The sequence below is a fragment of the Saliniramus fredricksonii genome (assembly GCF_900094735.1).
Classification (GTDB): Bacteria; Pseudomonadota; Alphaproteobacteria; order Rhizobiales; family Beijerinckiaceae; genus Saliniramus; species Saliniramus fredricksonii.
The window spans coordinates 678,368-703,557 of record NZ_FMBM01000002.1; the positions used below are offsets into that span (position 1 = coordinate 678,368).

The following is a 25,190-nucleotide window of genomic DNA, read 5'->3' on the forward strand; positions in this document are numbered from 1 at the left end:
TCGGGACGGGCGCTCCAGACCGTTGTTTGGCGCATCATTCTTTCCGTCAGCCGGTATTCACCTGACGGACTGATGCTCTAGAAACTCTCCCGCAGCCAGCGCCCTACCCGCGAGAGATAGCCGTCGGTTCCGGTTCCTGCGAAAAATCCGCCATTGCGCATGTCGAAATATTCTTCATGCGCGATCTGCGGATAGACCAGCAGCCCCGTCGCCGCCGCGAAGGCCGGGCCTTTCGCAGCTTCTGGCAGGGCCTTGATGCCGAGGGGGCGGCCGATGCGGACCTGCCCCTCGAGAATGCGGGCGGCCTGTTGCGGCAGCCCGGCCAGCTGTGACGCGCCTCCGGTGAGCACCACGCGCCGACCCGGGCGCGGTGTGAAACCCACGGCGGCGAGGCGGTCGCGCGCCAGTTCCAGAATTTCCTCGATACGCGGCTGGACGATCTTCACCAGCTGCGATTTCGGCAGATGCGTCGTGGCGCTGCGCTCCTCGTCGCCGATCTGCGGCACCGTGAAAAGGTCGCGCTCATCGGCTGGATCGGCCATGGCCGATCCGTGCACCAGCTTGAGCCGTTCGGCCGCCGCGATGCCGGTGGAGAGCCCGCGCGCAATATCCATGGTGACGTGATGGCCACCCACCGCAAAAGCATCGACATGGGCCAGATGGCCGTTCTCGAACACGGAAATCCCGGTCGCGCCGCCACCGCAATCGATCACCACGGCCCCCATTTCGCTCTCATCATCAGCGAGGGCGGAGAGCCCTGCGGCAAACGGCGAAGCGACCACGGCCTCGACCCCGAGATGGCAACGCTCCACCGCGAGCATGAGATTGCGCACCGCTGCCGACTGGGCCGAAACCACATGAAGGGCGACGCCGAGATTGTCGCCGATCATGCCGGAAGGATCGGCGATGTCGGTCTGCGCGTCGAGGCTGTAGCGCGTCGGCAGGGCGTGGACGGCGATGCGATCCTGCGCGATCCCGTCCGTCGCCGCCAGACGCAGCACCCGGGCGCGATCCTCCTCGCCGACCGGGCCGCCGCGTACCGAGATCCGGGCCTCGAAATGCTGCGAACCGAGGCGCGCGCCCGACAGGCCGAGAATCACCGACTGGATTTCCACCCGCGCCATGCGCTCGGCGGCATGTACCGCCTGGCGGATCGCGTTCTCCGCCGCTTCCAGATCGACGACGACGCCGCCCTTGAGGCCTTGCGAACGGTGATGACCGATCCCGACGACGCGCACCAGATGGCTGCGCCGGCGCAGGGTCTCGATCCCTTCCCAGGGCTGGAGCTGGGCGACGATGCAGACCACCTTCGTGGTGCCGATATCGAGCACGGAGAGCATGGTGGAGCGCCGCGGTGGCAAGGGTTTCAGACGCGGCGTCATGCTCTGGTTCAGGGGGTTGGTCGGGCTCATGTGCGCACCTCCCGACCCCGCAGGGGACGCTTGCGCATCTCCGCCTCATAGGCGGACCACGATTCCGCCGTCAGCCGCACGACCACACGATCCGGCATGCGCAGATCAATGGCGATCACGTCCTTTTCAAGAAGGTCATGCTCGGCATCGAGGCGCGCGAGCCGCTGCAACGCTTCGACCGGCTCGTCCTCAGGCAGGCGCACATCCATGCCGTTATCGAGCTTGAGCGTCCAGCGCCGCTCGGCGACGAGTGTCCCGGCCCGGATGCGCTGGCTCAGCGCGCCGGCGGCATCGATCAGTTCGAAATATTCCGCAAGACGCGCCTGCGCACCTTCACCGACGACCTGCGGCAGCGGCAGATAGCGCGGATCGGGGCGGAAATAGTCGATCACCTCCCCATCCATGGCGATGACATAGACGTCGCCATCCACCTGCCACAGGGCGAAGGGTTCGCGTTCGACCACATTGATGACGACGCCGTCAGGGTAAAGCTTGCGCACGGTGGCGCTGCGCACGAGCGGCAGCGATTCGAGTGATTCGCGCGCCGTCGTGACGTTGAGAAAGGGCAGGGCGACGCGGGGGTCGATCCCCGCAGCATTGAGGATTTCGCGCTCGCGCAGCTGGATCAGGCCGGTCATGGCGATCTCGGAGATGCCGAAACCGAAGATCTGCGCAGCGATATGATGCGGGCGTCCGCGCTCCTCGAAGAACTGCGATATCTGTCCGCTTGCGGCGAGGCCGGTCACGGCAGTGGTGCCGAAGAATCCGAGTGCGAGCCACAGGCCGACGAAACGCGGCAATTGCCGCTCCAGCCGTTCCAGCGCATTGCGCGGACGGGACCGGCGCGCAGGGTCGCGATAGCGGGTGAAGGGAAGCGCGCCGAAGGTCAGCGAGGCGAGACGCTGCAGCACGCGCCGCCCGGGGCCGGTTCCGGTCTCACCCGGAGCCTGCCGCGCACGCGCATCCGCGCGACCGGTCGCACCGGTCTTCAGCGGTTCAAACTGGCGTCCTCGACCATCCATCGTACAAGCTCACCAAATGATATGCCCTTGTGGGCGGCGATTTCGGGCACCAGGCTCGTCTCGGTCATGCCGGGCTGCGTGTTGACTTCCAGAGCGACGAGAAGGCCGGTTCCGCCCGGCCCGTCATCATATCGGAAGTCTGTGCGACTCACCCCGCGGCACCCGAGAGATTGATGCGCCGTTAACGCCAACTGTTGAATGTGTTGGTAAATATTCGGTTTAATTTCCGCCGGCAGGACGTGGATCGAGCCGCCTTTCGCATATTTCGCGTCGTAGTCGTAGAAGCCACCCGTCGCGGGCTTGATCTCGATGATGTCGAGGGCTGTGTCCCCCATCACCGCGCAGGTCAGTTCCCGGCCCGCAACATATTGCTCCGCAAGCACTTCATCGCCGAAGCTCCAATCCGTTCCGCTCAGTTCCTGCGGCGGCGGACGGGCTTCGTCGCGTACGATGATGACCCCGAATGACGAGCCCTCGGCGATCGGCTTGATCACATAGGGCGGCTGCAGCACATGCGTTTTCGCCACGGCGAACCGGTTAACGACTTTCCCCACGGGAACTGGCACGCCGGCAGCCGCCATCACGGTCTTGGCCTTGACCTTGTCCATGGCCAGAGCCGAGGCGAGCACCCCGGAATGCGTGTAGCGAATGCGCAGATATTCGAGCAGGCCCTGGATGCGTCCGTCCTCGCCCATCGGCCCGTGCAGGGCGTTGAAGGCGATATCGGGCTGCAATGTCGCGAGCGTGGAGGCGATGTCGGGCGTGACATCGAGCCGCGTCACCCGGTAGCCCTCGCCCTCCAGCGCATCGGCGCAGGCGGCCCCGCTCTTCAGGCTGACCTCCCGCTCGGCGGACCAGCCGCCCATCAAGACCACGACATGTTTCATCACGCACTCCGCCGCGCCGGTCGCGAGGCGGCGCACGGCGCCACGCCCGCATCCGGCAAGAATGCGTTAAGCATGAGGCCGCATGGTTTCCGGATGGTAAATATGCCGGTGGATTGATGGTTCGGGTCAGCCCGCCGGCTGCCGGTCCTGCAGGATCACCTCGCGATGCGGGTAGGGGATCTTGACACCTGCCTCCCTGAACGCGTCCCACAGGGCGAGAAAGACCTGGCCGCGCACATTGGTGAGACCGTTGCGCGGGTCGGCGATCCAGAAGCGCAGCACGAAATCGAGAGATGAATCGCCGAAGCCGAGCAGATGACAAACGGGTGCGGGCTGCTTCTGCACCCGCTCGACGGCGCCGGCGGCTTCCACGGCCAGCGCGCGAACCTGATGCGGATCGCTGTCGTAGGAGACGCCGAAATTCGCGTCGATGCGCACGAAATTGTCGCTGAAGGACCAGTTGATCACCCGATTGGTGATGAAATCCTCGTTCGGGATCAGGAACTCGACGCCGTCGCGGGTGACGATCGAGACGAAGCGCGCACGGATCGAGCGCACCCAGCCGACCTTGTCCCCGAGCGAGATGGTGTCACCCGGCTTGATCGACTTGTCGGCCAGGATGATGATGCCGGACAGATAATTCGAGACGACCTTCTGCAGGCCGAAACCAATGCCCACCCCGAGCGCGCCGGAGAAGACCGTCAGCGCCGTCAGGTCGATCCCGATCGAAGTCAGTGCGATCACCGTGGCGAGCACGATCAGGCCGATGCGCACCAGCTTGCCGATCAGCACACGCAGGCTGGGCGTCAGCTCCTCGGTATGGCTCAGCCGATCCTCGATCACCCGCCCGAGCACGATCGCGACCCAGAGTGCCGCCGCGACGATGAAGCCCGCCTGCAGCATCACCAGCAAGGACAGCCGCATCCCGCCGATTTCCATCGCCGTGGCGTCGAGACCGCTCGCGAGCGGCGCCCACAGACCCGTCAGGCGCAGGGCGACAAAGCTCCAGGCCAGGATGGCCGCAAGGCGACCGACCACCCGGTTGCGGATCAGGCGCGTGACGATGGAGATCAGCACCCAGGCGCTGGCGAGCGCGGCGGCGAGGAAGACCAGATGGGCATCGACGGCCAAATCGGCTGCGCGAATGGCGCCATAGGCCAGCCAGAGCAGAGCGGCCAGCGTGATCATCACCATGCGCCGCATGATGATCACTGCAAGCCGCAACAGACTGATATTGTCGCGGATACGCCGTGCATGGCGCTCGAATCGCAATTCGAACCGCCGCCCCACGGCAAAGGCGATCACGCCGATCACCGCAATCAGGACGATCTGGCCGATGACCAGCGGATCGACGAGCTGAGCCAGCAAGGCAGCAGCGAAATCGGTCAGCAGCTGCGGATCCGGCGGTTCGATACGGGTTGGTACGGGAACCGTCATCCCGGAGCGTCAGGCGGGCGCGTCATTCGCCTTCCTCTGATACCGGATGACCCAGTTCCGCAAGACCTTCTTCGAGGTAATCGCCGAGCAGCGGCATGCCCATCAGGTAATCCGCATTCTTGTCGCCATGGCGATCCACGGCCAGCGCGCGGGCCTCCTCGAAGCTGGCGCGATCGAAATCACCGCGCCCGATCCAGGCGAGGGCGATCAGATCGACCGCTTCACTGTCATTGAGGCCGTTGATCACGGCGCGCAGCTCGGGCCCGGTATAATCATCGCGCCGGCTTTCCAGGATACGCATTTCGTCGTCATCGATCGGGTTCGAACCCTCGGCGCCGACGCCGGGGGCGACCTTCACGTCGTAGGCACGGGCATGCAGTATGATCTCGTGCACGGTACTCACGCTGATATTGAGCTCGACGGGGCTTTCGTCGCGAATCGTCATGAACTGATCCTCTCTTGTGTCGCGCGCAGCCAGGCGCGGGCCTCGGCTTCCTCGCCGTGGTGGAATTCGCGGTGTTCACCACCGGTGAAAAACTCGGTGACGCGCGCCACAATGCGCTCCCCGGGCGTATCGACGATCAGGGCCACACGCGCCGTCTCGTCGCGATGCCGGGCGAGGAAGGAGAGCTCTTCCCAGGCCGCCATCGGCTCGATGCTCTCCAGACCGAGGAGCTCCACAAGAAGCCTGAGCGGCTTGCGCTCCGAAAACAGGCGGTCGAGCTGCGGAATCGCCTGCTCGACTTCGTAAGAAGTGACGATGCCCGAAAGCCGCAGCCGCACGATGTCGCTCGCATAGGTTTCGTTGATTTCCAGCAACCCGCTTTCTCCTTCTCGCCTGCTTTCGGTGCGCGCGCGCCCCGCCTTCCCGACAAATTTTTCGTCGTTCGCGTCCCGTGACAACCCCCGAACCCCGGCTCGGGTTCGAGGCCGTGCAGCATCTGACAAAATGCTATATGATACGCGCGTTCGCGCCATCGGGGGCATTCCCGATCAGCGCTTTCAGGGCGGAGGAATACGTGAGCGAATCGACCGGCACCCCTTTCTCGGGAAGAACGACGCCTTTGCCGGGGCGCCCGTTCGGATTCGGGCCCGGGGAATGGAGTGGCGCCTTCGGCGATCTCGGCACGCTCCTGCCGCTGACACTCGGCGCGATTGCCGTTGCGGGACTTGCGCCCACGCCCGTCTTTCTCGGCTTCGCCGTCTTCCTCATCGCCAGCGCCCTGATCTACCGGCTGCCCGTTCCGGTCCAGCCGATGAAGGCGATTGCGGCGGTGATGCTCACCACGCAGATCGGCCCGGAGGCCGTGGCATTATCGGGCGTTCTGATCGGGATCGTTCTGCTCGGCCTCGGCGCGAGCGGCTGGATCACGCGGGTGGTGCGGCTCGTGCCGCAATCCGTCCTCGCCGGGCTGCAATTGGGGCTGGGTATGGCGCTTGCCGTCGTGGCCTTCGAATTGATGGCGAGCGCCTACCTTATCGCGGCAGTGGCGCTGGCCATTCTGGCGATCGGCCTGCGCTTCACGCAGATCCCGGCCGTGCCGGTCGCGCTGGTGGCGATGGCAGGGCTGGGGATGCTGCTCGGGGTGCCGGGCATTACCGTCTCTGCCGATGCCGGCTTCGCGCCGCCGGCTTGGCCGGCTCTTGCTGACTGGCACGGCGCCCTGGCCAATCTCGTGCTGCCGCAGCTCGCCCTGACCTTCACCAACGCGATCCTGCTCACCGCCCTGATCGCGGGCGATCATTTCCGCGAACAGGCCGCCCATGTGACGCCGCGCCGGCTGTGCCTGACCACGGGTTTCGCCAATCTCGCGCTGACGCCCTTCGGCGCCCTGCCCATGTGCCACGGTGCCGGCGGGCTCGCCGCCCATCACCGCTTCGGCGCCCGCTCCGGCGGTGCTCTGGTGATCCTCGCCCTCGTGCTAAGCGCGATCGCGCTGGCGCCGGGGGATCTGGGTTACACGCTGCTCGCGGTGATCCCGCTGGCCGGCCTCGGCGCGCTGCTGCTGGTCACCGCCGGCGCCCTGATCTTCACCCGCCGCGTTTTCGATTCCCGCCCCTCCTGCTGGCCCGTCATCGCGGTGACGGGGCTCATGGTGCTCGCGATCGATCCGTTCTGGGGGTTGGTGGCGGGGATGCTGGCCGAGGCGGCGCGCACGCGACTGGTGCGGGCTTATTTCGCGCGGCGGGTTGATTGAGAGAGGTGGGGGCGTTTTTTGACGGTTAGTATCGGTGGCTTTCGTTCAGTTCGCGGCGACGGGTTTGAGAAAGCTTCTTCTGCGCTCCGCGTAGATGCTTTCAGCGCGTTGGCATATGAATTCATCGGATCCGATAGAATAGATGGTGCGATAAAATTGCGTCTGGCGGGGAGCATGCGTCATGAATTCTTCCATTTCGCACTCGCGATCATCTTCCTTGCTGGTGAGGCAAACGACCATTGCTGCGGTAAAAAAATCTGATGCCATTTCATAATCCGGGCATCTTTCCGCGACGGCGCGGCTTTCACCATAACCGCTGGCCATGGACCGTCCATAGCTTCCAATGGTCTGGCAAGAAGCGAGCCCTAATGTCGTTGCCACAACGAACACTATACTAAATGAGCGCATATAAAAAATCCTGGATTGTATATTTGCTGAAAAGCATTCAAAAAGTGCTTTCACGCCGCGTCATTTGCCTGTTTCAGGTTTTCAGTCAAGTCTTTTCCGAAAAACCGCCCGCATTTCAGGGAAATACCCTGTGCGGTTTGCCGTGCGTGAGCCGCGCCTCTCAGGCTTGCCTCCGGTCCGGCTATCCCGCACCGCGCACCGTCTCCGGCGCGCGATGCGTTCTCGTCAAACGATCTCACACGCTGCGGATCGAGCCGCCATCAACGCGGATCAGGCCGCCGGTCATGTAGCTGGCGCGGTCGGAGGCCATGAAGCAGACGACGTCGCCGAATTCCTCCGTCGTGCCGTAGCGATCGGCGGGGATGGAGGCGCGGCTTGCGGCAGCGACTTCTTCCGGGCTCTTGCCGCTGCGCTTGGCATTGGCCTCGTCGAGCTCCTTGGTGCGATCCGTCTCGATGCGCCCGGGCAGCACCAGATTGACGGTGATCCCGTCCTTCGCGACTTCCGAGGCCAGCGTCTTGGCCCAGCCCACGATGGCAGAGCGCAGGGCGTTCGACATGGCGAGATTCGGGATCGGCTGGATCACGCCCGAGGAGGCGATGGTGACGATGCGGCCCCAGCCGCGCTCACGCATGCCGGGCAGGGCGAGCTGGGCGAGGCGGAAGACCGGCTTCACCATGGCCTCGAACTGGGGCGTCCAGTCACCGGGCTCGACCTCCGCCGCGACGCGGGCGGGCGGGCCACCGGTATTGGCGATGAGGATATCGACGCCGCCCATGGCGGCGACGGCCGCTTCATAGATCTTGTCGGTATCCTTGGTGAGATCGGCGGCATAGGCGTGCGCCTTGCCGCCCTTCGCGTTGATCGCCTTGACGGTCTCCTCCAGCTTGTCGGCGGAGCGGGCGGTCATGAAGACCTCTGCGCCTTCTGCCGCGAGCGATTCCGCCGAGGCCTTGCCGAGGCCGCGGCTGGAGGAGAGAACGAGGGCGCGTTTGCCCTTGAGGCCGAGATCCATGCTGTGTCTCCGTAGCTGTGCCGCCCACGCGGCATTGAAACCGTGGCACGGATGTAGCACTGTCGGCGCGCGAAGTTGAGCCCGCAACCCGGCAATCCGGATTGCGCCGAAGCGCGCCGAATGCGTGCGCAGCCCCGTCTCGTTCTATTGCGCGGCCTCGGCCCGGGCCGCATCGCTGTCGGCGAATTGCAGCCGCGCCAGTCTCGCATAGAGGCCTCCGCGCTTGATCAGGCTGTCGTGATCGCCGCTCTCGACGATGCGCCCGCCATCCATCACCAGGATGCGATCCGCCGAACGCACGGTGGCCAGGCGGTGGGCGATGACGAGCGTGGTGCGCCCCTGCATCAGATGATCGAGCGCTTCCTGCACCGCGTGCTCGCTCTCGGCATCGAGCGCGCTCGTCGCCTCGTCGAGGAGGAGGATGGGCGCATCCTTGAGGATGGCGCGGGCGATGGCGATGCGCTGGCGCTGGCCACCTGACAGCGTGACCCCGCGCTCGCCGATCAGGGTGTCGTAGCCCTGCGGCATCTCCATGATGAAGCCATGCGCGCTGGCCTGTTCGGCGGCGTTGCGTACGGCTGTCTCATCCGCATCCGGCTGGCCGTAGCGGATATTGTCGCGCACACTGGCACCGAAGATCGTCGCCTCCTGCGGCACCAGAGCGATGCGCCGACGCAAGGCTGCCGGATCGGCACGCTGGGCCGGCACGCCGTCGATCAGGATACGGCCCTGTTGCGGATCATAGAAACGCAGGAGCAATTGCAGCACCGTGCTCTTGCCTGAGCCGGAAGGGCCCACGAGAGCCACGCGCTCGCCCGGTTTCAGCGCGAAATCAATCCCGTCGAGGGCGGGAATGTCGCTGCGGTTGGGATAGGTGAAATGCACGCCGGCCAGAGCCAGCGAGCCGACCGGCGGCTCGGGCAGCGGCTGGGGATTTGCCGGCGCGGCCACATTGGGCAGCGTTTCGAGGATTTCGCCGAGCCGCTCGGCGGAGCCCGCCGCCTGGGCGAGCTCGCCATAGACCTCCGAGAGCTGGCCCATGGCGCTGGCGGCGAAGACGGCATAGAGCACGAACTGGCTGAGCTCGCCGGCGCTGAGATCACCGCGCATCACGCCCTGCGCGCCGTACCAGAGAATCAGTACAACACTCGAAGAGACGAGAAAGATGATCGTTCCGGTGAGGAAGGCGCGTGCCCGTGTCGAGATGCGCGCCGCATCGAACGCGTCCTCCGCCGCGCGGGCAAAGCGCCGGGCGGTCTCGCCCTCCATTCCGAAAGCCTGCATGGTGCGCACCGCACCCACCGCCTCCGAGGCATAGGCCGAGGCATCGGCGAGGCGATCCTGTGCGATGCGCGAGCGCCGGCGCACCTTGCGACCGGAGAAGACCAGCGGCAGCACGATGAAGGGCAGGGCGAAGACCACGAGGGAGGAGAGCGTCGGGCTGGTCCAGATCATCAATGCGACAGCGCCGATGAGCAGCACCACATTGCGCAGGGCGATCGAGATGCTCGCGCCGAAGGCACTCTTGATCTGGGTGGTGTCGGCGGTGAGCCGCGAGGTCAGCTCACCCGCTTTCGCGGCATCGAAGAAGGCCGGATCAAGGCTGGTCAGCCGGGCAAAGACCGCAGCGCGCACATCCGCGACAACGCGCTCGCCCAGGGTGATGACGAAGTAATAACGTAGCGCGCTGCCGAGTGCGAGCAGGGCCACCACGAGGATCAGCATGCCGAAATAGGCCGAGACGAGCTCGGCGCGATCCTGGCCGAACCCGAAATCGATCACGCGGCGCACCGCCAGCGGCACGGCCAGCGTCGCCACGGAGGCAATGACGAGCGCGCCCATGGCAGCGGCGATGCGCCCCTTGTAGCGCAGCGCATAACCCAGAAGCGGGCGCAGGGCCGCCAGATTGGCGCGCGCAAGTCTGTCTTTCGGGCGCCCCTCTTTCGAAATATTCCGTTCTGGATTTCTGTGCTGTTGCGACATCGTCTGGATACTCGGTTCCCTCATATGCGCGATTCGCGCAGGCTGTGCTTGAATTGCCGTCCCGACTGGGTTATAGCGCCGCGATCTTCTCGACAGGCTCGACATATCGCCACGGGCCTCCGGCGGCCACCAAAAATCCGCCGGAACGGCATCATGAGGTTAAAGCTATGGCACGCAAGGAAGCGACAGCCCATCCGGATTATCACTTCATCAAGGTGGTGATGACCGACGGGACCGAGTATCAAACCCGCTCGACCTGGGGCAAGGAGGGCGACACCATGACCCTTGAAATCGACCCCAGGACGCATCCGGCCTGGACCGGCGGCAATCAGCAGCTGCTCGACCGTGGCGGGCGTGTCTCGCGCTTCAATTCGCGCTTCGGCAATCTCGGCTTCGGCAAGAAGTAAGTCTCATCGGGCAATGTGCCCGATGGCTCCAGGCTGATCCGGCCCCGGGCGTCTGCGTCCGGGGCTTTTCGTGCCGATCGACAACCGGTGTGGGGCGGTAACGGGTGGCGATCTGTCGCGGTCACGGGCGCGCGATATCCGGAGGGACATGGCATGTTCTTCGTGCTCTCGAAGGTCATCTGGTTCCTGCTGGCGCCGTCCAACCTGCTCGCGCTGCTGATCGCCTTCGGCCTGCTGCTGGCGGCACTGACGCACCTGCGTCACAGCGGGCTCGTCCTGGCCGGAATCGCCTGTGCCGGGCTGTTCGTCTTCGGCATGACGCCGCTGGCGAGCCTTTTCCTGCGCACGCTCGAGGGGCGCTTTCCGATCGCCGAACCGCTCACCGGTGCGATTGACGGCATCGTCATCCTCGGCGGAGCGCAGGATCCGGATGCGAGTATCGGCCTCGGCCAGCCCGTCCTCAACGAATCCGCCGAGCGGCTGGTTGTCGGGCGCGCACTCGCCCGGCGCTTTCCCGATGCCCGTGTGCTGCTCTCGGGTGGAAGCGGCGCGCTCACGGGAAGCGATACCAGCGAGGCACGCGCCGGTGCGCTGATGCTGGAAAGCCTCGGCCTCGACCCCGCCCGCATCCTGATCGAGGAGCGTTCGCGCAACACGCATGAAAATGCCGTGTTCTCGCGGGACATGGTGCAGCCGCAGGAGGGCGAGACCTGGCTGCTGGTCACCTCCGCCTTCCACATGCCCCGCTCCATCGGCGTGTTCCGCGAGGCCGGTTTCGCGGTCTTGCCCTATCCGGTGGATTTCCGCACCATTGGCCATGAGGGAAGCCTGCGGGGCTTTTCCACGATCTCCGACGGGTTGCGTCGGTTCGACCTTGCAATGCACGAATATGTCGGACTCGTCGCCTATCGCCTGACCGGGCGCACCGATGTGCTCTTTCCCGCGCCTCAAGCCGCCACGGTACGCGATGGCACATATTAACCATGGTGAAAGCGCGGCTATGCACCCTGCGCATCATCGGTTGCAAAGATGTCGGAACTCAACATAAAAAACCCTCGCGCAAATCGCGCGAGGGCTCGCTTGTCACGGCGGCATGTCAAGATCGGTGCGCGCGGCCTCAGGCGGCGCGCACCGAGGCGCAGAACCCGTCCACCCGCTCGCGAATCTTCTGCGCTTCCTGCGCCAGAGCCTGCGTCGCCGAAATGATGTCGCCCGAGGCGTCGTTGGTCTCGCCCGAGAGCGTGCCGACCACGTCCACGGTTTCGTTCACGACCTTGGCGCCGTTTGCCGCTTCCTGGACATTCGAGGCGATTTCCTGGGTCGCCGCCGATTGCTGGGTCACGGCGGAGGCGATGCTGGAGGCGAGTTCGCTCATTTCGTCGATGGTGGTGGTGATATCCTGGATGGAGGTGACCGAATCCTTGGTCGCCGCCTGCATCTCCGCAACCTTGGAGGCGATATCCTCGGTCGCCTTGGCCGTCTGCGAGGCGAGCGTCTTGACCTCCTGCGCCACGACGGCAAAGCCCTTGCCGGCCTCACCGGCGCGTGCGGCCTCGATGGTGGCGTTGAGGGCCAGAAGATTGGTCTGCTCGGCGATGGAGCGGATCAGATCGACCACCTCACCGATGCTGCGTGCGGAATCGGAGAGTGTCTGCACCTGGCCGTCAGTGCGGCGCGCGCCCTCCACCGCCCGGCGGGCGATATCGGAGGATTGCGTGGCCGAACGACCGATCTCCGCGATCGAGGCGGCGAGCTCCTCGCCCGAAGCCGCGACATTCTGGATATTCGCCGTGGTGCGTTCCGAGCTCGTGAGCACGTCGGACACGCCGGAGCCCGTCTTCGCCGCGATGGCTTCGAGGGCATCGGCCTTGGCGCGCATGGCGGTGAAGGCTTCGTCGAGCGTGGCGAGTGCAAGGCGGATCTCGTTCTCGAAATCTGCCGCGAGCCGATCGACCGTCGCGGCGCGGGCACTGACCTTCTCGGCTTCCTGCGCGCGGATCTCGGCGAGTTCGACATCCTTGCGCCGCGCTTCCTCGGCGGCCTCGACCCCGGCACGCGACAGTTCCATCATGCGTGCGAGCGTGATCACGACCCAGGCCAGGACGGCGGTCTCCAGCACCACGATCACCGCGTGGATCATCACGCGCGTAAGGCTTGCGCCACCGGGGAAGATCGCAGCCGGCAGGATGAAGTTGAAGCTGAGATGGTGCACGGCGGTCACACCGGCTGCCGCCACGATCACGCGCCAGTCACAGAAACCGGCGAGCATGGCCAGAACGGCGAAATAGTACATGTGCACGTCGAGCTGCCAGGGATGGCCGCTCATGGCGAAGACGATGAGCGAGACCTGGGCGACGAGGCCTATTGCGATGGCAAAGCGGGTTGCGACGTCCTCGGGACGCTTCATCGTGAGCAGCACGCCCGGCGCAGCCATGGCCAGGGCAAGCAGCGATTTCGTCATGATGTCGCCGCCGAAGACGGATGCAACGGCGGCGATGACGAGAACATGCATGACCATCAACGCGGATAGCAGCCTGGCCGTGGCCGTCCGCAGGGTCGTGACATCAGTCATTTCGGTTTCCTTCGAATACAAGATGCAGGCGCGGTCACGATTCTGCTTCCGTGAGACAGCCGCCAACCACCTGCGGGTCAAGCAGCAGCCAGGCGCCGGCCTTGCGGATATCGGCGGCAAAATCGGGGGAAGCGGGCATGGCGACGCTGATGAAGCCGAGATTGCCGGCACGGATCACCGCACCGCCGGCTTCGCCGACCCGGCTCATCGCCGTCGCCTCGTCGATCCAGGGTGCGAAAACCACCGCGACGCCCTCGCCCATATCTTTCGGCCCGGCGATCAGCGCCAGCGGAGCAGCAAGCGTCAGCAGGACGAAGACAATCAGGAAGGCGATGCGGGACACGTTTTCATCCTCAGGCGACTTGTAGAGGAGCAAAACATGCTGGATTTAAAATTGTGTAAAATAACAGTTTGTCGAAATTTTTACATTTATTGACTTGAGTCGCAATAAGATGGATTGTTTGAATACATAAAGCAATTTTAAAATGTAATCCCGTGTCGTTGCGTGTGGGAACGGCATTGGCCTCTGCCGCGTCTGCGCGTAACCTGTGCTACACCGTTCCAAGCTTCATCAATCCAAGAATCCGCGCAGCGGACGAGAAACGGAGAGAACGCCATGCTCGGCCTGATGCAGGACTGGCCCCTGCTGATTCATCGTGTCATCGACCACGCCGCCATCCAGCACCCGGATCGCCCCGTGATATCGCGCTCCGTCGAGGGCCCGATCCATCGCACCACCTACAAGGAGGTGCGCAGCCGCTCACTGCAGCTGGCCAAGCGGCTGGAGAAAGATGGAATCGGCCTCGGCGACCGGGTCGGGACTCTCGCCTGGAACACCTGGCGGCATCTGGAGAGCTGGTACGGCATTACCGGGATCGGCGCGATCTACCACACGGTCAATCCGCGCCTGTTTGACGACCAGATCATCTACATCATCAACCATGCGGCGGATCGCATCCTGTTGCTGGATCTCAGCTTCGTATCGCTGGTGGAGAAGCTGGCCGACCGGCTGGAGAGCGTCGAGCGCTTTGTCATCCTCACCGATGCGGCCAATATGCCGCAGACCACGCTCAAGAACGCCGTCGCCTATGAGGATTACATCGCCGAGGTCGATGACGATTTCACCTGGAAGAGCTTCGACGAGAACACAGCTGCGGGCATGTGCTACACCTCCGGCACCACGGGTAATCCCAAGGGTGTCGTCTATTCGCACCGCTCCAACGTGCTGCATTCCCTGACCGTGAACGGCGTTGATTATCTCGGCCTGTCGGCGCGCGATACGGCCATGCCCGTGGTGCCTCTGTTCCACGCCAATGGCTGGTCCTTCGCCTTCTCGGCGCCCATGGCCGGCGCCGCGCTGGTCTTTCCTGGCCCCAAGCTGGATGGCGCCTCGCTCGCCGAACTCCTCGTCGAGGAGAAGGTGACGATCTCGGCGGCCGTGCCGACCATCTGGTTCTCGCTGCTCCAGCATCTCGAGGCCAGCGGTGACCGCCTGCCCGATCTGCAGCGCGTCGTGATCGGCGGCTCGGCCTGTCCGCGTGCGGTGACGAAGACCTTCCGCGACGTCTATGATGTCGAAGTGGTCCATGCCTGGGGCATGACCGAGATGAGCCCGCTCGGCTCGGTCTGCACGCTCAAGCCGGATTACGGCGAGGTCGATGGCGAGACCTGGCTCGATCTGAAGGAAAAGGTCGGCTTCCCGCCATTTGGCGTCGAGATGAAGATCGTCGATGATGACGGGCGCGAACTGCCCTGGGACGGGGTCGCCTTCGGCAAGCTGATGGTGCGCGGCCCGGCAGTGGCGCAATCCTATTATCACCGCGACGACGTGATCTGCGATGATGACGGCTTCTTCGATACCGGCGACGTCGCCACGATCGACCAGCACGGCAACATGCAGATCGTCGACCGCTCCAAGGATGTCATCAAATCCGGCGGCGAGTGGATTTCATCGATTGATCTGGAGAATATCGCCGTCGGTCACCCGGATGTGGCGGAAGCAGCCGTGATCGGCGTGCGTCATCCCAAATGGGACGAGCGCCCGTTGCTGATCGTGGTGCCCCGACCCGGGCGCGAGCCGGACAAGGAGAGCATCCTCGCGCACATGGCGCAGCGTATCGCCAAGTGGCAACTCCCCGACGACATCATCTTCCTCGAGGAGATCCCCCATACGGCTACCGGCAAGATCCAGAAGCTGACCCTGCGCGAGCGTTACGCGGACTACAAGCTGCCGACCATGTGAGCATTGGTGCTCGCGAGCGTGTTACCGGCCCCCGGGATCGTCGCCCCCGGGGCGCCGGCGCCCTCAGTCATCCGCTTGCGTCTTCTCCGCGTCGCTGAGAAAGTCGTAACGGAAATCGCAATGGGAGGCGCCCTGCATGATGGTCTGGCTGCGGGTGAATTTCAGGCGGGAATCGTAGCCCTGGCAGAAGGTGGCGTCGCGCTGGCAGGAGAGCAGGTGGCCGATCTCGCCGAGCCCCATCTCCTTGTACATCTCGGCATAGCGGCAGCGCTCGACATCGAAGACATAGGTCGTCTCGGTGCGCTCCTTGACGCGGATGCGCAGCGCATCCTCTTTCTCCCAAAGCTTCGTCGCCTCGACAAAACTGTCGAGGGAGGTGCCGCCGGCGGTCTGCGCGGCGAAGCGCCCGGCTTGTTCGATCGAGGAACGGCGCACGGATTCGCGAATCGTATCCTGCGCCAGCGCCATGTCGCCGCGTTCCTTCAGGACATCGTAGACGTGTTTGAGAATCTCCGCCTCGATGCGGCGCTTTTCCAGCATGGAGAGATTGGCGGGATGGGCGGGGCGTGTGTCCGTGCCTGACTCACCGCCGACGGCCCTGTTCGTGTCTTTCGCGTTCATGGTGACTCCATCCTGCCGCTGACGGCATTTCGCTGCGCTTTGCGCCGAGATCCGATGATCGGGCGCGTGAGCGCGTGAATCAAGGCGCTCCGGCTCACCCGGATATTGGCAGGTCGGCCTTGCGGCGCTCTGCGCCCCGGCATTCGCGCCCGTGCGGCTTGACTAACCCGACGGCAAGCCTTTGAGTGCGGTGCACATCAAGACCGCATCCACAGCCGTTTTCGGCTGATTGCGCATGCTGGAGGGAGAGGACTGGCGATGAAGAAAGTGCACGCGAGTGCGAAGGAAGCACTGGCCGGCGTTCTGCGCGACGGCATGACCATCATGGCAGGCGGTTTCGGCCTGTGCGGCATCCCGAACGTGCTGATCGAGGCCGTCAAGGAATCGGGCGTCAAGGATCTGACGGTGGTCTCGAACAATGCCGGCATTGACGGGGCAGGCCTCGGCCTGCTGCTCGAGACGCGCCAGATCCGCAAGATGATCTCGTCTTATGTCGGCGAGAACAAGCTGTTCGCGCAGCAATATCTGGCCGGCGAGCTCGAGCTCGAATTCAACCCGCAGGGCACTCTGGCCGAGCGCATTCGCGCCGGCGGTGCGGGCATCCCCGCCTTCTTCACCAAGACGGGGGTGGGTACGTTGATCGCCGAGGGCAAGGAAGTGCGCAATTTCGACGGGCATGATTACGTGATGGAGACGGGGCTGTTCGCCGATGTCTCGCTCGTGCATGCCTGGAAGGGCGATACGGAAGGCAACCTGATCTACCGCAAGACCGCGCGAAACTTCAATCCGATGATGGCCACCGCCTCGCGCATGACCATCGCGCAGGTGGAGCATCTGGTGGAGCCGGGTGCGCTCGATCCCGACCACATCATCACGCCGGGTATCTACGTCAAGCGCATGATCCATGTGCCGGATGTCGAGAAGATGATCGAGAAGCGCACCACCCGCGAAAAGCCCGCAGCCTGAATCACGCGTGAAGGAGAACAATCATGGCCTGGACCCGTGAACAGATGGCCGCGCGCGCCGCAAAGGAATTGCGCGACGGCTTCTACGTCAATCTCGGCATCGGCATTCCGACGCTGGTCTCGAACTACATCCCCGAAGGCATGAGCGTGCAGCTGCAGAGCGAGAACGGCATGCTCGGCATGGGCCCCTTCCCCTATGAGGGCGAGGAGGATCCCGATCTGATCAATGCCGGCAAGCAGACCGTGACGGAGCTGCCGACGACGAGCTTCTTCTCGTCAGCCGACAGTTTCGCCATGGTGCGCGGCGGCCATATCGACCTGTCCATCCTCGGCGCCATGCAGGTGGCCGAGAACGGCGATCTCGCCAACTGGATGATCCCCGGCAAGATGGTCAAGGGCATGGGCGGCGCGATGGATCTCGTCGCCGGCGTCAAGAAGGTCGTGGTGGTGATGGAGCATGTCGCCAAGGGCAAGGACGGCTCGGAATCGCCCAAGCTGCTCAAGGGCTGCGACCTGCCGCTGACCGGCACCCGCGTCGTCGACATGGTGATCACCGATCTCGGCGTCTTCTCCATCGACAAGGAAGGCGATGGCGGCATGACCCTGATCGAACTCGCCGACGGTGTGACCGTGGACGAGATCAAGGCCAGGACCGAGGCCGCGTTCAAGGTTGCGGTGTGAGGGGCGGCTGCGTCCGAGAATGAAAACGGCCTGCCGGGTGGCAGGCCGTATACGTTCAAGATCAGAGAAGAGTGCTCAGAGGGTGTATTTCCAAGACATATTCGTTCCTTTCACGAACCGCATTCTTTGATAGCGAAGATAGCCGTTGCACCAGTCGGTTTCAAGGTGTCTTCCACTGGTCGTAGAGCCATTCCATGTCCTCCCAGATCGCGTCGACACTCGCTTTGCGCTGTCCGTCGATCCAGGTTGAGAGAGATCGCCACGTCTTGCACACTACATAGTCGAACTGCTTGCGCATGAGCGGCTCGTCGACGAGGCCATGGCGGCAGCATGTCGCCATCTCCTCGATGAAATTGAGGACGTGATTCACGTCGAGCTTGTTCTCATTGAGATAGGCGTCGAGTGCGCCAGCATCACCGTTCTTGTCAAGAATGCTCCTGAGGGTCGCGCGTGCCTCCCGCATCTCCGGATGATTCCAGCGTTCACCGAAACGGATCGCCTCCCGGCGCAACAGAAACGCGTCATGGGCTTCTTCACGCTGCTTGCGCAACTCCTCACGAGCATCGGCTCGCTGTTCCCGCTCGATTTCCGCATCGCGGGTCGAGATCTGGAAGCCGAGAAGGCGTGCGGTGAAAAAGGCCGTGGTGATCTGCGCGGTCGCAGCGGCGCCCACGGCGAAAAACACCAGTGTTTCGATCGTATCGCCCGAAACGGCCCAGAATACGATGGTAAGCAGAACCAGCACCAGAGCGGCCACAGCCGAAAACCTGATTGGGAAGTGAATGCTGACCTGGCTGATCTTGTCTGTCGCTTGCATTGCTTCACGCCTCACTCAAAATTTAAAATTGTGTTTCTGTTTTTCATAAATCAAAAATAAATTATGTCGAAAGTGCGACAGAATGTCCGGGGCGTCTCCCGCGTAATCCTGGCGGTGGTCGCGCTTTGAGCGACCATGATGGCATACAGATGGATCTGGCATACGCTCGCTGATCCGTACGCGCCGAAACCCGGCGATGAGGCTCAGGGTGCCTGGGAACGGCGGCGCTGCCCAAGAAAAATCGAATCCGGTGCACGAAGGCCAATGACGACATCCCGATGCCCGTGAAAATCGGGTCCGGACGTAACCGGCCTGGCACTGATGCCGGCATGCCTTGCGGAGATTGTGAAGCCTAATCACCGCATGAGATGCGGCGATTGGGCTTGATCACTGCAACCGCCAGGGCCGCGCTACGGCAAACCGAAGATCTTCAACACCCGTCAGAGCAGCCACTTCACAGGCTGAGAAAAAACGAACCCGGCCCCCTCTATCCCCTCACGCCGCCCGGCGTTCCTTCCACCAGTCCCGTGCCTGATAGCTCCAATACGTCAGCTGCACCGCCGCCGTGCCGAAGTGGCCGCCGTTCCAGGCGAGGCCGAAGGGTTCGAACAGGCGGATTCGGTCGCTCTCGCCGGTGATCGCCTCGGCGACGACGCGTCCGCCGATGGCGGTGGTGTTGAGCCCATGGCCGCCGAAGGCGGTGCAGTAATACACCCCCTCGCGCAGCCGTCCGATCTGCGGCATCAGATGGCGCGCATAGGACATCAACCCTGACCATGCGATCTCCACGCGCAGATCAGACAATTGCGGATAGGTCGAGATCATGGTCCGGCGCAGGAGCGCGGCGAGGTCGCGCGGCTCGGCCCGACGCGTGGTGATGCGCCCGCCCCAGAGCAGCCGCCGACCGTCATCAACGAGGCGGTAATAGTCGTTCGCGCGGCGGTTGTCCGAAATCGCGCAGGGGCTTGTGACGGCCTGCGCGATCCGCTCAGGTGCCGGCTCGGTAAGCAGCACATAGGTCGCGATCGGCAGATAGGCCCGGCGTAATTCCGGCACGAGATCGGTGGTATAGCCGCCCCCGGCGAGGACGATGTCGCGGGCGCGCACGCTGCCGCCGATCGTGCGCAGGCGCTTTTCCGGCGCGTCGAGCACGGCGCCGATCGCGGCGCTGTTCTCGAAGATCGCGCCGCCATGGGCGATGATATCGCGGGCCATGGCGCGGGCATGGTTCAGCGGGTGGAAATGGAAGGCCTGCGGATCGTGGAGCGCGTCGAAATACTTGTCCGAGCGCAGAACCGCGCGCACGTCCTCGCGCGGCATGTATGCGACTTCGTAGCCGAAATCGCGGGCGAGCTGATCCCGGCGCTGCATCAGCGCGTCGCGGGCTGGGTAGCGCATCACGCCGATCTTGCCGTGCACCGGCTTGCAGGCATCGCGGGCGCCGAGCGCATCGACGCTCTCGCGCACCATATCGGCCCCCTCGATCGAGAGCCGGTAGAGCGCTTTTGCGCGCTCGGAGCCGGCATAGAGCGATATCAGCGAGAGGCTGGCAGCGTAGCCCGGCGAGACGAAGCCGCCATTGCGCCCCGACGCGCCCCATCCGACACGTTCCGCTTCGAGCACCACGACGCGCTTGCCGGCGCGCGCCAGTTCCCGGGCCGCCGTCAATCCGGCGAAGCCGCCACCGATGATGCAGGCATCCGCTTCATGCTCGCCTTCGAGCATCGGATACGCCACCGTATCCGAGAGCGTGCGTGCGTACCAGCTGTCGATATAGCCCATGACTCTTCCCGCCCCGCGATTGCGTCGCGGGATTTAAGCGCATCAGGCAGCATTTCGCCATGCCCATTCGTGACGGCGCACAAGGCCGCAGCACCGCTCGACACCGATGCCGGGCGCAAACCCGATCGCCTTAACCCGTTTTGGCCACGAGCCCGAGTTCCGAGAGCTTGGCATGGATATCAGCGATGGAGCGTTTCATCTTCAGACTGATGACCGAATCGGTGATGCCTTCATTCACCATCTCCCGTAACAGTTGGACTTCCTCGTAGCTCCAGGGACGATCGTGCAGCTTGTCATTGGCTGACATGGTAACCTCCTTGCTAACCGCATCGTTCCGGACAGGATAACGACACAGAGCCCCCGCTGGTTCGATGCGCCTGTGCGCGCAGCCCTGTCGAATCTGTGGAGGGCGCTTTGCACGGCCTGCTCTCGCGCGGCTGCTGTGTTATCACCGCATCCGGTGCAATGCGGCGGGAGCGGGCATGACGGTCGGTGTGGATATGGGCGTGACGGATCCGGGCGAGAGCCCGGCCATGCTGGATCTGGAGGAGCTTCTGGCCACGCGTCTGCTGGTCCAGGGCAATTCCGGCTCGGGCAAGTCGCATCTCCTGCGCCGGCTTCTCGAACAGAGCGCGCCCTGGGTGCAGCAGGCGGTGATCGATCCGGAGGGCGATTTCGTCACGCTGGCCGAGCGCTTCGGCCATATCGTCGTCGATGCCGAGCGCGGCGAGGCTGATCTCCAGCGCATCGCCGCGCGGGTGCGCCAGCACCGGGTTTCCGTCGTGCTCAATCTCGAAGGGCTCGAGGCCGAGCAGCAGATGCGCGCGGCGGCGGCCTTTCTGGGCGGGTTGTTCGATGCCGAGCGGGATCACTGGTACCCGATGCTCGTCGTCGTCGATGAGGCGCAGCTCTTCGCGCCCACCGCTGCGGGCGAATTCTCCGACGATGCGCGCAAGGTCTCGCTCGGCGCCATGACCAATCTGATGTGTCGCGGCCGCAAACGCGGGCTCGCCGGCGTCATCGCCACGCAGCGTCTCGCGAAGCTCGCCAAGAACGTCGCGGCGGAGGCCTCCAACTTCCTGATGGGGCGCACCTTTCTCGATATCGACATGATGCGCGCTGCCGATCTGCTCGGCATGGAGCGCCGCCAGGCGGAGGCGTTCCGCGATCTCGCGCGCGGCCATTTCATCGCGCTCGGACCCGCCCTGTCGCGCCGCCCGATCCCGATTCGCATCGGCGATGTGGAAACGCAGGCGCGCTCGACTTCGCCGAAGCTGATGCCGTTGCCCGAGCAGCCTGCGGAAGAGGCGCGCGATCTGATCTTCGCCCCGCCCACGGCCGAGGAGCGCGAACACGAGCGCGAGCAGGTCCAGCGCCGGCCCGCCCCCGCGCCGATGCCCTCGACCAACGATCTCCTCGCCCGGGTCGTGCGCGAGCGCCCGGCCATGACGGCGCCGGACGCGCCCGAGGCCGATCCACAGGCGCGCGAGGCGGGGCTGAATGCGGTGATGGGCGAGATCCTCTCCGATCCCGATGCCGCCTTCCGCTCGCATGCGGTGCTGTATCAGGATTTTCTGGTGCGCTGCCGGATCAGGCGCGTGCCGGGCGGCCCGCCCGATCTCGCCGAATTCCGCCGTCGCCTCACCGTGGCGCGGGCGGGCGTCGACGCGCAGATTGCGGAGAACCCGCAATGGGAGGCGGCTTTGCGCGGCGCCGAGGGTTTGCCCGAGGACATCCAGGGCGTCTACCTGCTGTTCGCTCGCGCCGCCTTGGAGGGCGCGCCATGTCCGCCCGACGGCGAGATCGCCCGCATCTGCGGCAGCCGCTCACCGGGTCGTGCCCGGCGTCTGGTGCAATACATGGAACAGCGCGGCTACATCGTCTGCCGCAACGATCTGCGCGGCGCCCGCATCGTCGCACTCCCCGATCTGGGCTGGGAGACGCGCGCGGGCGATGCCAATGCAGAGATGGCACCGGAGCCGCCGACGCGGGTGGCGGAAGGCGGCTGAGGGCTTCGGTTCAACCCGGTACAGCAAACCCCCACACGCCACTGCGCTTGATCTCGGCATCCTCCAGAACGCGCGTCGTGGGGACGCTGTATTCAGCCAGCCGTGTCAGCGTCTTTGGCAGATAGGCCCGACCCGGATCGCCGATCAGCACTGTGGTGCCGGCGCGATGCAGCGCCTCCAGCCAGGCGATGACGCGCGCGGCGAGGTCGCGCTCGTAGCAGATATCGCCGGCGAGAACGACGTCCCAGTCCTCCCGTGAACCGATCAGATCCGTCCCGCGCGGTTCGAGGGTCACACCGTTTGCGGCGGCGTTGAGTGGCATCGCGGCCAGCGCGAAAGGGTCGATATCGGCGCTCTCCACCCGCGCCGCTCCGGCCTTTGCGGCGGCGATACCGACGAGCCCCGAGCCGGCGGCGAAATCGAGCACGCGTTTGCCGCGCACGATCTGCGGATTGTCGAGGATGTAGCGCGCGAGCGCCTGCCCGCCCGCCCAGGCGAAGGCCCAGAAGGGCGGCGGCAGGCCGAGCGCGCCGAGTTCCTCCTCGGTCTTCTCCCAGAGCGCCGTGGCCTCATCCGCCACATGGAGGCTGATCTCCGGCGTGTGCGAGACCGGCGTGAGGCGGGTATGGGCGCGGATGAAGGCTTCGCGCTGCGCGGCGATGTCGATGGCCGGATCCGGTTCGAATACCTTCGTCACAGATCGAACAACGAGCCCTGGCCGATCGCCGGTTTGCGCGCAGCGGGTTTGGTCGTGGCAGGCTTGGTCATGGCAGGCTTGGTCATGGCGTCTTTCGTGCCCGCTTGCTTCCGGCTCGCGGCTTTGGTGCTCTGGGCTCCAGTATCCGCATCGTCCGGTGCCGGCGGCTTCGCACCGGATCCCGGGTCGGCACCATCGGTGATCTGCGCAGCGCGCGCGCCGTCATGGAAGGTGAGGATGACAGGATCATGCGTGCGCAAAGTGACGCCGTCGCGCACCAGCGCGCCATCGCCATCCGTCACCAGCACGAAGCCGCGTTCGAGCGTCGCCTCATGGCTGTAACTGCGCAGCAGCGAAAAGCGGCTTTCCAACAACGCCCGGCGCTCGCGCAGGCCCGCCGCGTGGAGATAGCGCAGGCGCGCACCGAGATCGTCGAGGCGCGGGCGCAGCCGCGTGGTCAGGGCCGAGAGCGCCTGGCGCGGGCGCTCGCCGACAGCATCGAGCGCAGCGCGGGCGCGGGCCGCGGCGAGGCGCGGGGAGGCGCGCTCCAGCCGCTGCCCGATCTGCGAGAACCGCCGCTCCAGCCCCCGCGCATTGGCCCGCAAAGCCGCCGGCAGGCGCGCGCCGGCGAGATCGAGCCGCTGGCGCTTGGTGGACAGGATCTCGTCCGGCGTCGGCAGGGCGCGCGCCGCCGAGCGCAGATCCGCGCGCAGCCGCTCCAGCCGGCGCAGCATCGCATCCTCGTGGCGATGGGCGAGATCATGCACGGTGGCGAGCAGATCGAGCCGCACCGGCACCACCATTTCCGCCGCGCCCGTCGGCGTCGGCGCGCGCCGGTCGGCGACGAGGTCGATCAGCGTCCAGTCGGTCTCGTGACCGACGGCGGAGATGACGGGGATGGCGCTCCCGGCCACCGCATGCACCAGATCCTCGTCGTTGAACCCCCACAGATCCTCGATCGAGCCGCCGCCCCGGGCCACGATGATCACGTCGGGACGCGGGATGGCGCCGCCGGGTTCGAGCGCATTGAACCCGCGCACGCCGGCTGCCACTTCCTCGCCGCTGGTCTCGCCCTGCACGCGCACGGGCCAGACCAGGACGTGGCGCGGAAACCGGTCCTGCAGGCGATGCAGGATGTCGCGGATCACCGCCCCGGTCGGCGAGGTGACGACGCCGATCACGCGCGGCAGATAGGGCAGGGGGCGCTTGCGTTCCGGCGCGAACAGGCCCTGCGCCTCGAGCTTGCGCTTGCGCTCGTCGAGCAGCGCCATCAGCGCGCCGACGCCGGCGGGTTCGATCGTGTCGATAATGATCTGATAACTGGATTTGCCGGCGAATGTGGTGATCCGCCCCGTGGCGACCACTTCCAGCCCCTCCTGCGGCTTGATGCGCAGGCGGCCATAGATCCCGCGCCAGATCACCGCGTCGATGCGCGCATTCTGATCCTTGAGCGAGAAATAGCAATGGCCCGAGGAATGCGGGCCGCGAAAGCCGGAAATCTCGCCGCGCAGGCGAACATGGCCGAACGCATCCTCGATGGTGCGCTTGAGCGCGCCGGAGAGTTCGGAGACGGTAAATTCGGCGGCATTGGAGACAGGCTGGTTCATGCTTTCCTTGTAGCGCAGATTCGGGGGCGAATGAAAATCACCGGCGTGAGAATTCTGGCGCGAAAACCCTGAGTGAAAACCCTGATCGTGGTCTCCGGGGGGCAGGACTCGCTTGATCCCCTCCTTCCGTTGGGGCAATCTTCCACGGTCAGACAGGGCGCGAACGTCCCGGCTGATCGGGGGGCGCAACATTGGAGGGCGCCATGCCGTTGTTTCGCGTACGATTTCTGAAACGTGTCTGTGACGCGACCGGGCACGAAGCACTGATCTGCCAACGCTGGTTCGATGTCCAGGCCGAATGCGAGGCTGGCGCTGTCGATGATGCGCAGGGGCAGTTCCGGCAGCTGGAACGGATTCCTGACTGGCGCCTGCGTGCCGATCAGGTCGAGGCCGAGACGCTCGACCATGCCCAAAACCGTGCGTGACGC

25 protein-coding genes are annotated in these 25,190 nt (G+C 64.9%); 8 read left to right on the forward strand and 17 right to left on the reverse strand.

All coding sequences use genetic code 11. From position 1 onward, the window contains the following. Window positions 1–77: 77 nt before the first annotated feature. From ftsA to GA0071312_RS09830, 6 genes are all read right to left on the reverse strand, one after another. Window positions 78–1,412 carry a cell division protein FtsA gene (ftsA, locus tag GA0071312_RS09805; RefSeq protein WP_083204480.1) on the reverse strand — a complete coding sequence of 445 codons (1,335 nt, stop codon included), beginning with the start codon at window positions 1,410–1,412 and terminating at the stop codon, window positions 78–80. Further along, window positions 1,409–2,434 carry a cell division protein FtsQ/DivIB gene (locus tag GA0071312_RS09810; RefSeq protein ID WP_083204481.1) on the reverse strand — a complete coding sequence of 342 codons (1,026 nt, stop codon included), beginning with the start codon at window positions 2,432–2,434 and terminating at the stop codon, window positions 1,409–1,411. Before GA0071312_RS09810 ends, ftsA begins: the two co-directional genes overlap by 4 nt. Then, window positions 2,401–3,324 (reverse strand): D-alanine--D-alanine ligase, encoded by a 924-nt coding sequence (locus GA0071312_RS09815; RefSeq protein ID WP_074446063.1) that lies wholly within the window; start codon window positions 3,322–3,324, stop codon window positions 2,401–2,403. Before GA0071312_RS09815 ends, GA0071312_RS09810 begins: the two co-directional genes overlap by 34 nt. A gap of 123 nt (window positions 3,325–3,447) precedes the next feature. Then, window positions 3,448–4,758 (reverse strand): mechanosensitive ion channel family protein, encoded by a 1,311-nt coding sequence (locus tag GA0071312_RS09820; RefSeq protein WP_083204482.1) that lies wholly within the window; start codon window positions 4,756–4,758, stop codon window positions 3,448–3,450. 22 nt (window positions 4,759–4,780) lie between these two features. Beyond that, complete coding sequence (locus GA0071312_RS09825; RefSeq protein WP_074444822.1) at window positions 4,781–5,203, reverse strand: DUF3775 domain-containing protein; 423 nt, start codon at window positions 5,201–5,203, stop codon at window positions 4,781–4,783. Next, window positions 5,200–5,577, reverse strand: a complete 378-nt coding sequence (locus GA0071312_RS09830; protein ID WP_165604004.1) for a SpoIIAA family protein — start codon at window positions 5,575–5,577, stop codon at window positions 5,200–5,202. Before GA0071312_RS09830 ends, GA0071312_RS09825 begins: the two co-directional genes overlap by 4 nt. 200 nt (window positions 5,578–5,777) lie before the next feature. Between GA0071312_RS09830 and GA0071312_RS09835 the strand changes: the two genes are divergently transcribed. Beyond that, on the forward strand, window positions 5,778–6,956 hold the full coding sequence (locus GA0071312_RS09835) for a putative sulfate/molybdate transporter (protein WP_238947167.1): 1,179 nt from the start codon (window positions 5,778–5,780) through the stop codon (window positions 6,954–6,956). Window positions 6,957–7,001: 45 nt separating this feature from the next. On the opposite strand, the gene GA0071312_RS09840 is transcribed toward GA0071312_RS09835, so the two are convergent. From GA0071312_RS09840 to GA0071312_RS09850, 3 genes are all read right to left on the reverse strand, one after another. Continuing rightward, window positions 7,002–7,280, reverse strand: a complete 279-nt coding sequence (locus GA0071312_RS09840; protein WP_074444824.1) for a hypothetical protein — start codon at window positions 7,278–7,280, stop codon at window positions 7,002–7,004. A gap of 319 nt (window positions 7,281–7,599) precedes the next feature. Then, window positions 7,600–8,379 (reverse strand): SDR family oxidoreductase, encoded by a 780-nt coding sequence (locus GA0071312_RS09845; RefSeq protein WP_074444825.1) that lies wholly within the window; start codon window positions 8,377–8,379, stop codon window positions 7,600–7,602. A 144-nt stretch (window positions 8,380–8,523) separates the two neighbouring features. Further along, a complete protein-coding gene (locus GA0071312_RS09850; RefSeq protein ID WP_074444826.1) occupies window positions 8,524–10,362 on the reverse strand; it encodes an ABC transporter transmembrane domain-containing protein in 1,839 nt (612 codons plus the stop codon). A 167-nt stretch (window positions 10,363–10,529) separates the two neighbouring features. Between GA0071312_RS09850 and rpmE the strand changes: the two genes are divergently transcribed. Together rpmE and GA0071312_RS09860 are read left to right on the forward strand one after the other, a co-directional pair. Continuing rightward, entirely contained in the window at window positions 10,530–10,769 is a 240-nt protein-coding gene (gene rpmE, locus GA0071312_RS09855; RefSeq protein WP_074444827.1) for a 50S ribosomal protein L31, read from the forward strand. Between the two features lie 153 nt (window positions 10,770–10,922). Further along, on the forward strand, window positions 10,923–11,750 hold the full coding sequence (locus tag GA0071312_RS09860) for a YdcF family protein (RefSeq protein WP_074444828.1): 828 nt from the start codon (window positions 10,923–10,925) through the stop codon (window positions 11,748–11,750). Window positions 11,751–11,886: 136 nt separating this feature from the next. Here the strand turns inward: GA0071312_RS09860 and GA0071312_RS09865 are convergent, their stop codons facing one another. Next, complete coding sequence (locus tag GA0071312_RS09865) at window positions 11,887–13,341, reverse strand: methyl-accepting chemotaxis protein (RefSeq protein ID WP_074446067.1); 1,455 nt, start codon at window positions 13,339–13,341, stop codon at window positions 11,887–11,889. A 34-nt stretch (window positions 13,342–13,375) separates the two neighbouring features. After that, a complete protein-coding gene (locus GA0071312_RS09870) occupies window positions 13,376–13,684 on the reverse strand; it encodes a hypothetical protein (protein WP_131817766.1) in 309 nt (102 codons plus the stop codon). A 273-nt stretch (window positions 13,685–13,957) separates the two neighbouring features. On the opposite strand from GA0071312_RS09870, the gene GA0071312_RS09875 reads away from it, so the two are divergent. Next, window positions 13,958–15,583 carry a long-chain-fatty-acid--CoA ligase gene (locus GA0071312_RS09875; protein WP_074444830.1) on the forward strand — a complete coding sequence of 542 codons (1,626 nt, stop codon included), beginning with the start codon at window positions 13,958–13,960 and terminating at the stop codon, window positions 15,581–15,583. Window positions 15,584–15,646: 63 nt separating this feature from the next. Here the strand turns inward: GA0071312_RS09875 and GA0071312_RS09880 are convergent, their stop codons facing one another. Then, window positions 15,647–16,204, reverse strand: coding sequence for an L-2-amino-thiazoline-4-carboxylic acid hydrolase (locus tag GA0071312_RS09880; protein ID WP_083204487.1), 558 nt, complete (start codon window positions 16,202–16,204; stop codon window positions 15,647–15,649). A gap of 258 nt (window positions 16,205–16,462) precedes the next feature. Here GA0071312_RS09880 and GA0071312_RS09885 point away from each other — a divergent pair, with 258 nt between their 5' ends. Both GA0071312_RS09885 and GA0071312_RS09890 read left to right on the forward strand, forming a co-directional pair. Next, entirely contained in the window at window positions 16,463–17,170 is a 708-nt protein-coding gene (locus tag GA0071312_RS09885; RefSeq protein ID WP_074444831.1) for a CoA transferase subunit A, read from the forward strand. A 23-nt stretch (window positions 17,171–17,193) separates the two neighbouring features. Next, entirely contained in the window at window positions 17,194–17,850 is a 657-nt protein-coding gene (locus tag GA0071312_RS09890) for a 3-oxoacid CoA-transferase subunit B (protein ID WP_074444832.1), read from the forward strand. A gap of 160 nt (window positions 17,851–18,010) precedes the next feature. On the opposite strand, the gene GA0071312_RS09895 is transcribed toward GA0071312_RS09890, so the two are convergent. The 3 genes from GA0071312_RS09895 to GA0071312_RS19960 form a co-directional block, all read right to left on the reverse strand. Continuing rightward, on the reverse strand, window positions 18,011–18,667 hold the full coding sequence (locus GA0071312_RS09895; RefSeq protein ID WP_083204488.1) for a DUF4760 domain-containing protein: 657 nt from the start codon (window positions 18,665–18,667) through the stop codon (window positions 18,011–18,013). 495 nt (window positions 18,668–19,162) lie between these two features. Beyond that, window positions 19,163–20,392 carry an NAD(P)/FAD-dependent oxidoreductase gene (locus GA0071312_RS09900; RefSeq protein WP_238947292.1) on the reverse strand — a complete coding sequence of 410 codons (1,230 nt, stop codon included), beginning with the start codon at window positions 20,390–20,392 and terminating at the stop codon, window positions 19,163–19,165. Between the two features lie 187 nt (window positions 20,393–20,579). Then, window positions 20,580–20,756 (reverse strand): hypothetical protein, encoded by a 177-nt coding sequence (locus tag GA0071312_RS19960; protein WP_165604005.1) that lies wholly within the window; start codon window positions 20,754–20,756, stop codon window positions 20,580–20,582. Between the two features lie 175 nt (window positions 20,757–20,931). Here GA0071312_RS19960 and GA0071312_RS09905 point away from each other — a divergent pair, with 175 nt between their 5' ends. After that, on the forward strand, window positions 20,932–22,458 hold the full coding sequence (locus GA0071312_RS09905) for a helicase HerA domain-containing protein (protein ID WP_074444835.1): 1,527 nt from the start codon (window positions 20,932–20,934) through the stop codon (window positions 22,456–22,458). A gap of 10 nt (window positions 22,459–22,468) precedes the next feature. Here GA0071312_RS09905 and GA0071312_RS09910 read toward each other — a convergent pair whose 3' ends face one another. Continuing rightward, entirely contained in the window at window positions 22,469–23,155 is a 687-nt protein-coding gene (locus tag GA0071312_RS09910) for a class I SAM-dependent methyltransferase (protein WP_238947168.1), read from the reverse strand. Then, on the reverse strand, window positions 23,152–24,762 hold the full coding sequence (gene xseA, locus GA0071312_RS09915; RefSeq protein ID WP_074444836.1) for an exodeoxyribonuclease VII large subunit: 1,611 nt from the start codon (window positions 24,760–24,762) through the stop codon (window positions 23,152–23,154). Before xseA ends, GA0071312_RS09910 begins: the two co-directional genes overlap by 4 nt. Before the next feature lie 203 nt (window positions 24,763–24,965). On the opposite strand from xseA, the gene GA0071312_RS09920 reads away from it, so the two are divergent. Continuing rightward, complete coding sequence (locus tag GA0071312_RS09920) at window positions 24,966–25,187, forward strand: hypothetical protein (RefSeq protein ID WP_074444837.1); 222 nt, start codon at window positions 24,966–24,968, stop codon at window positions 25,185–25,187. Window positions 25,188–25,190: the final 3 nt, after the last annotated feature.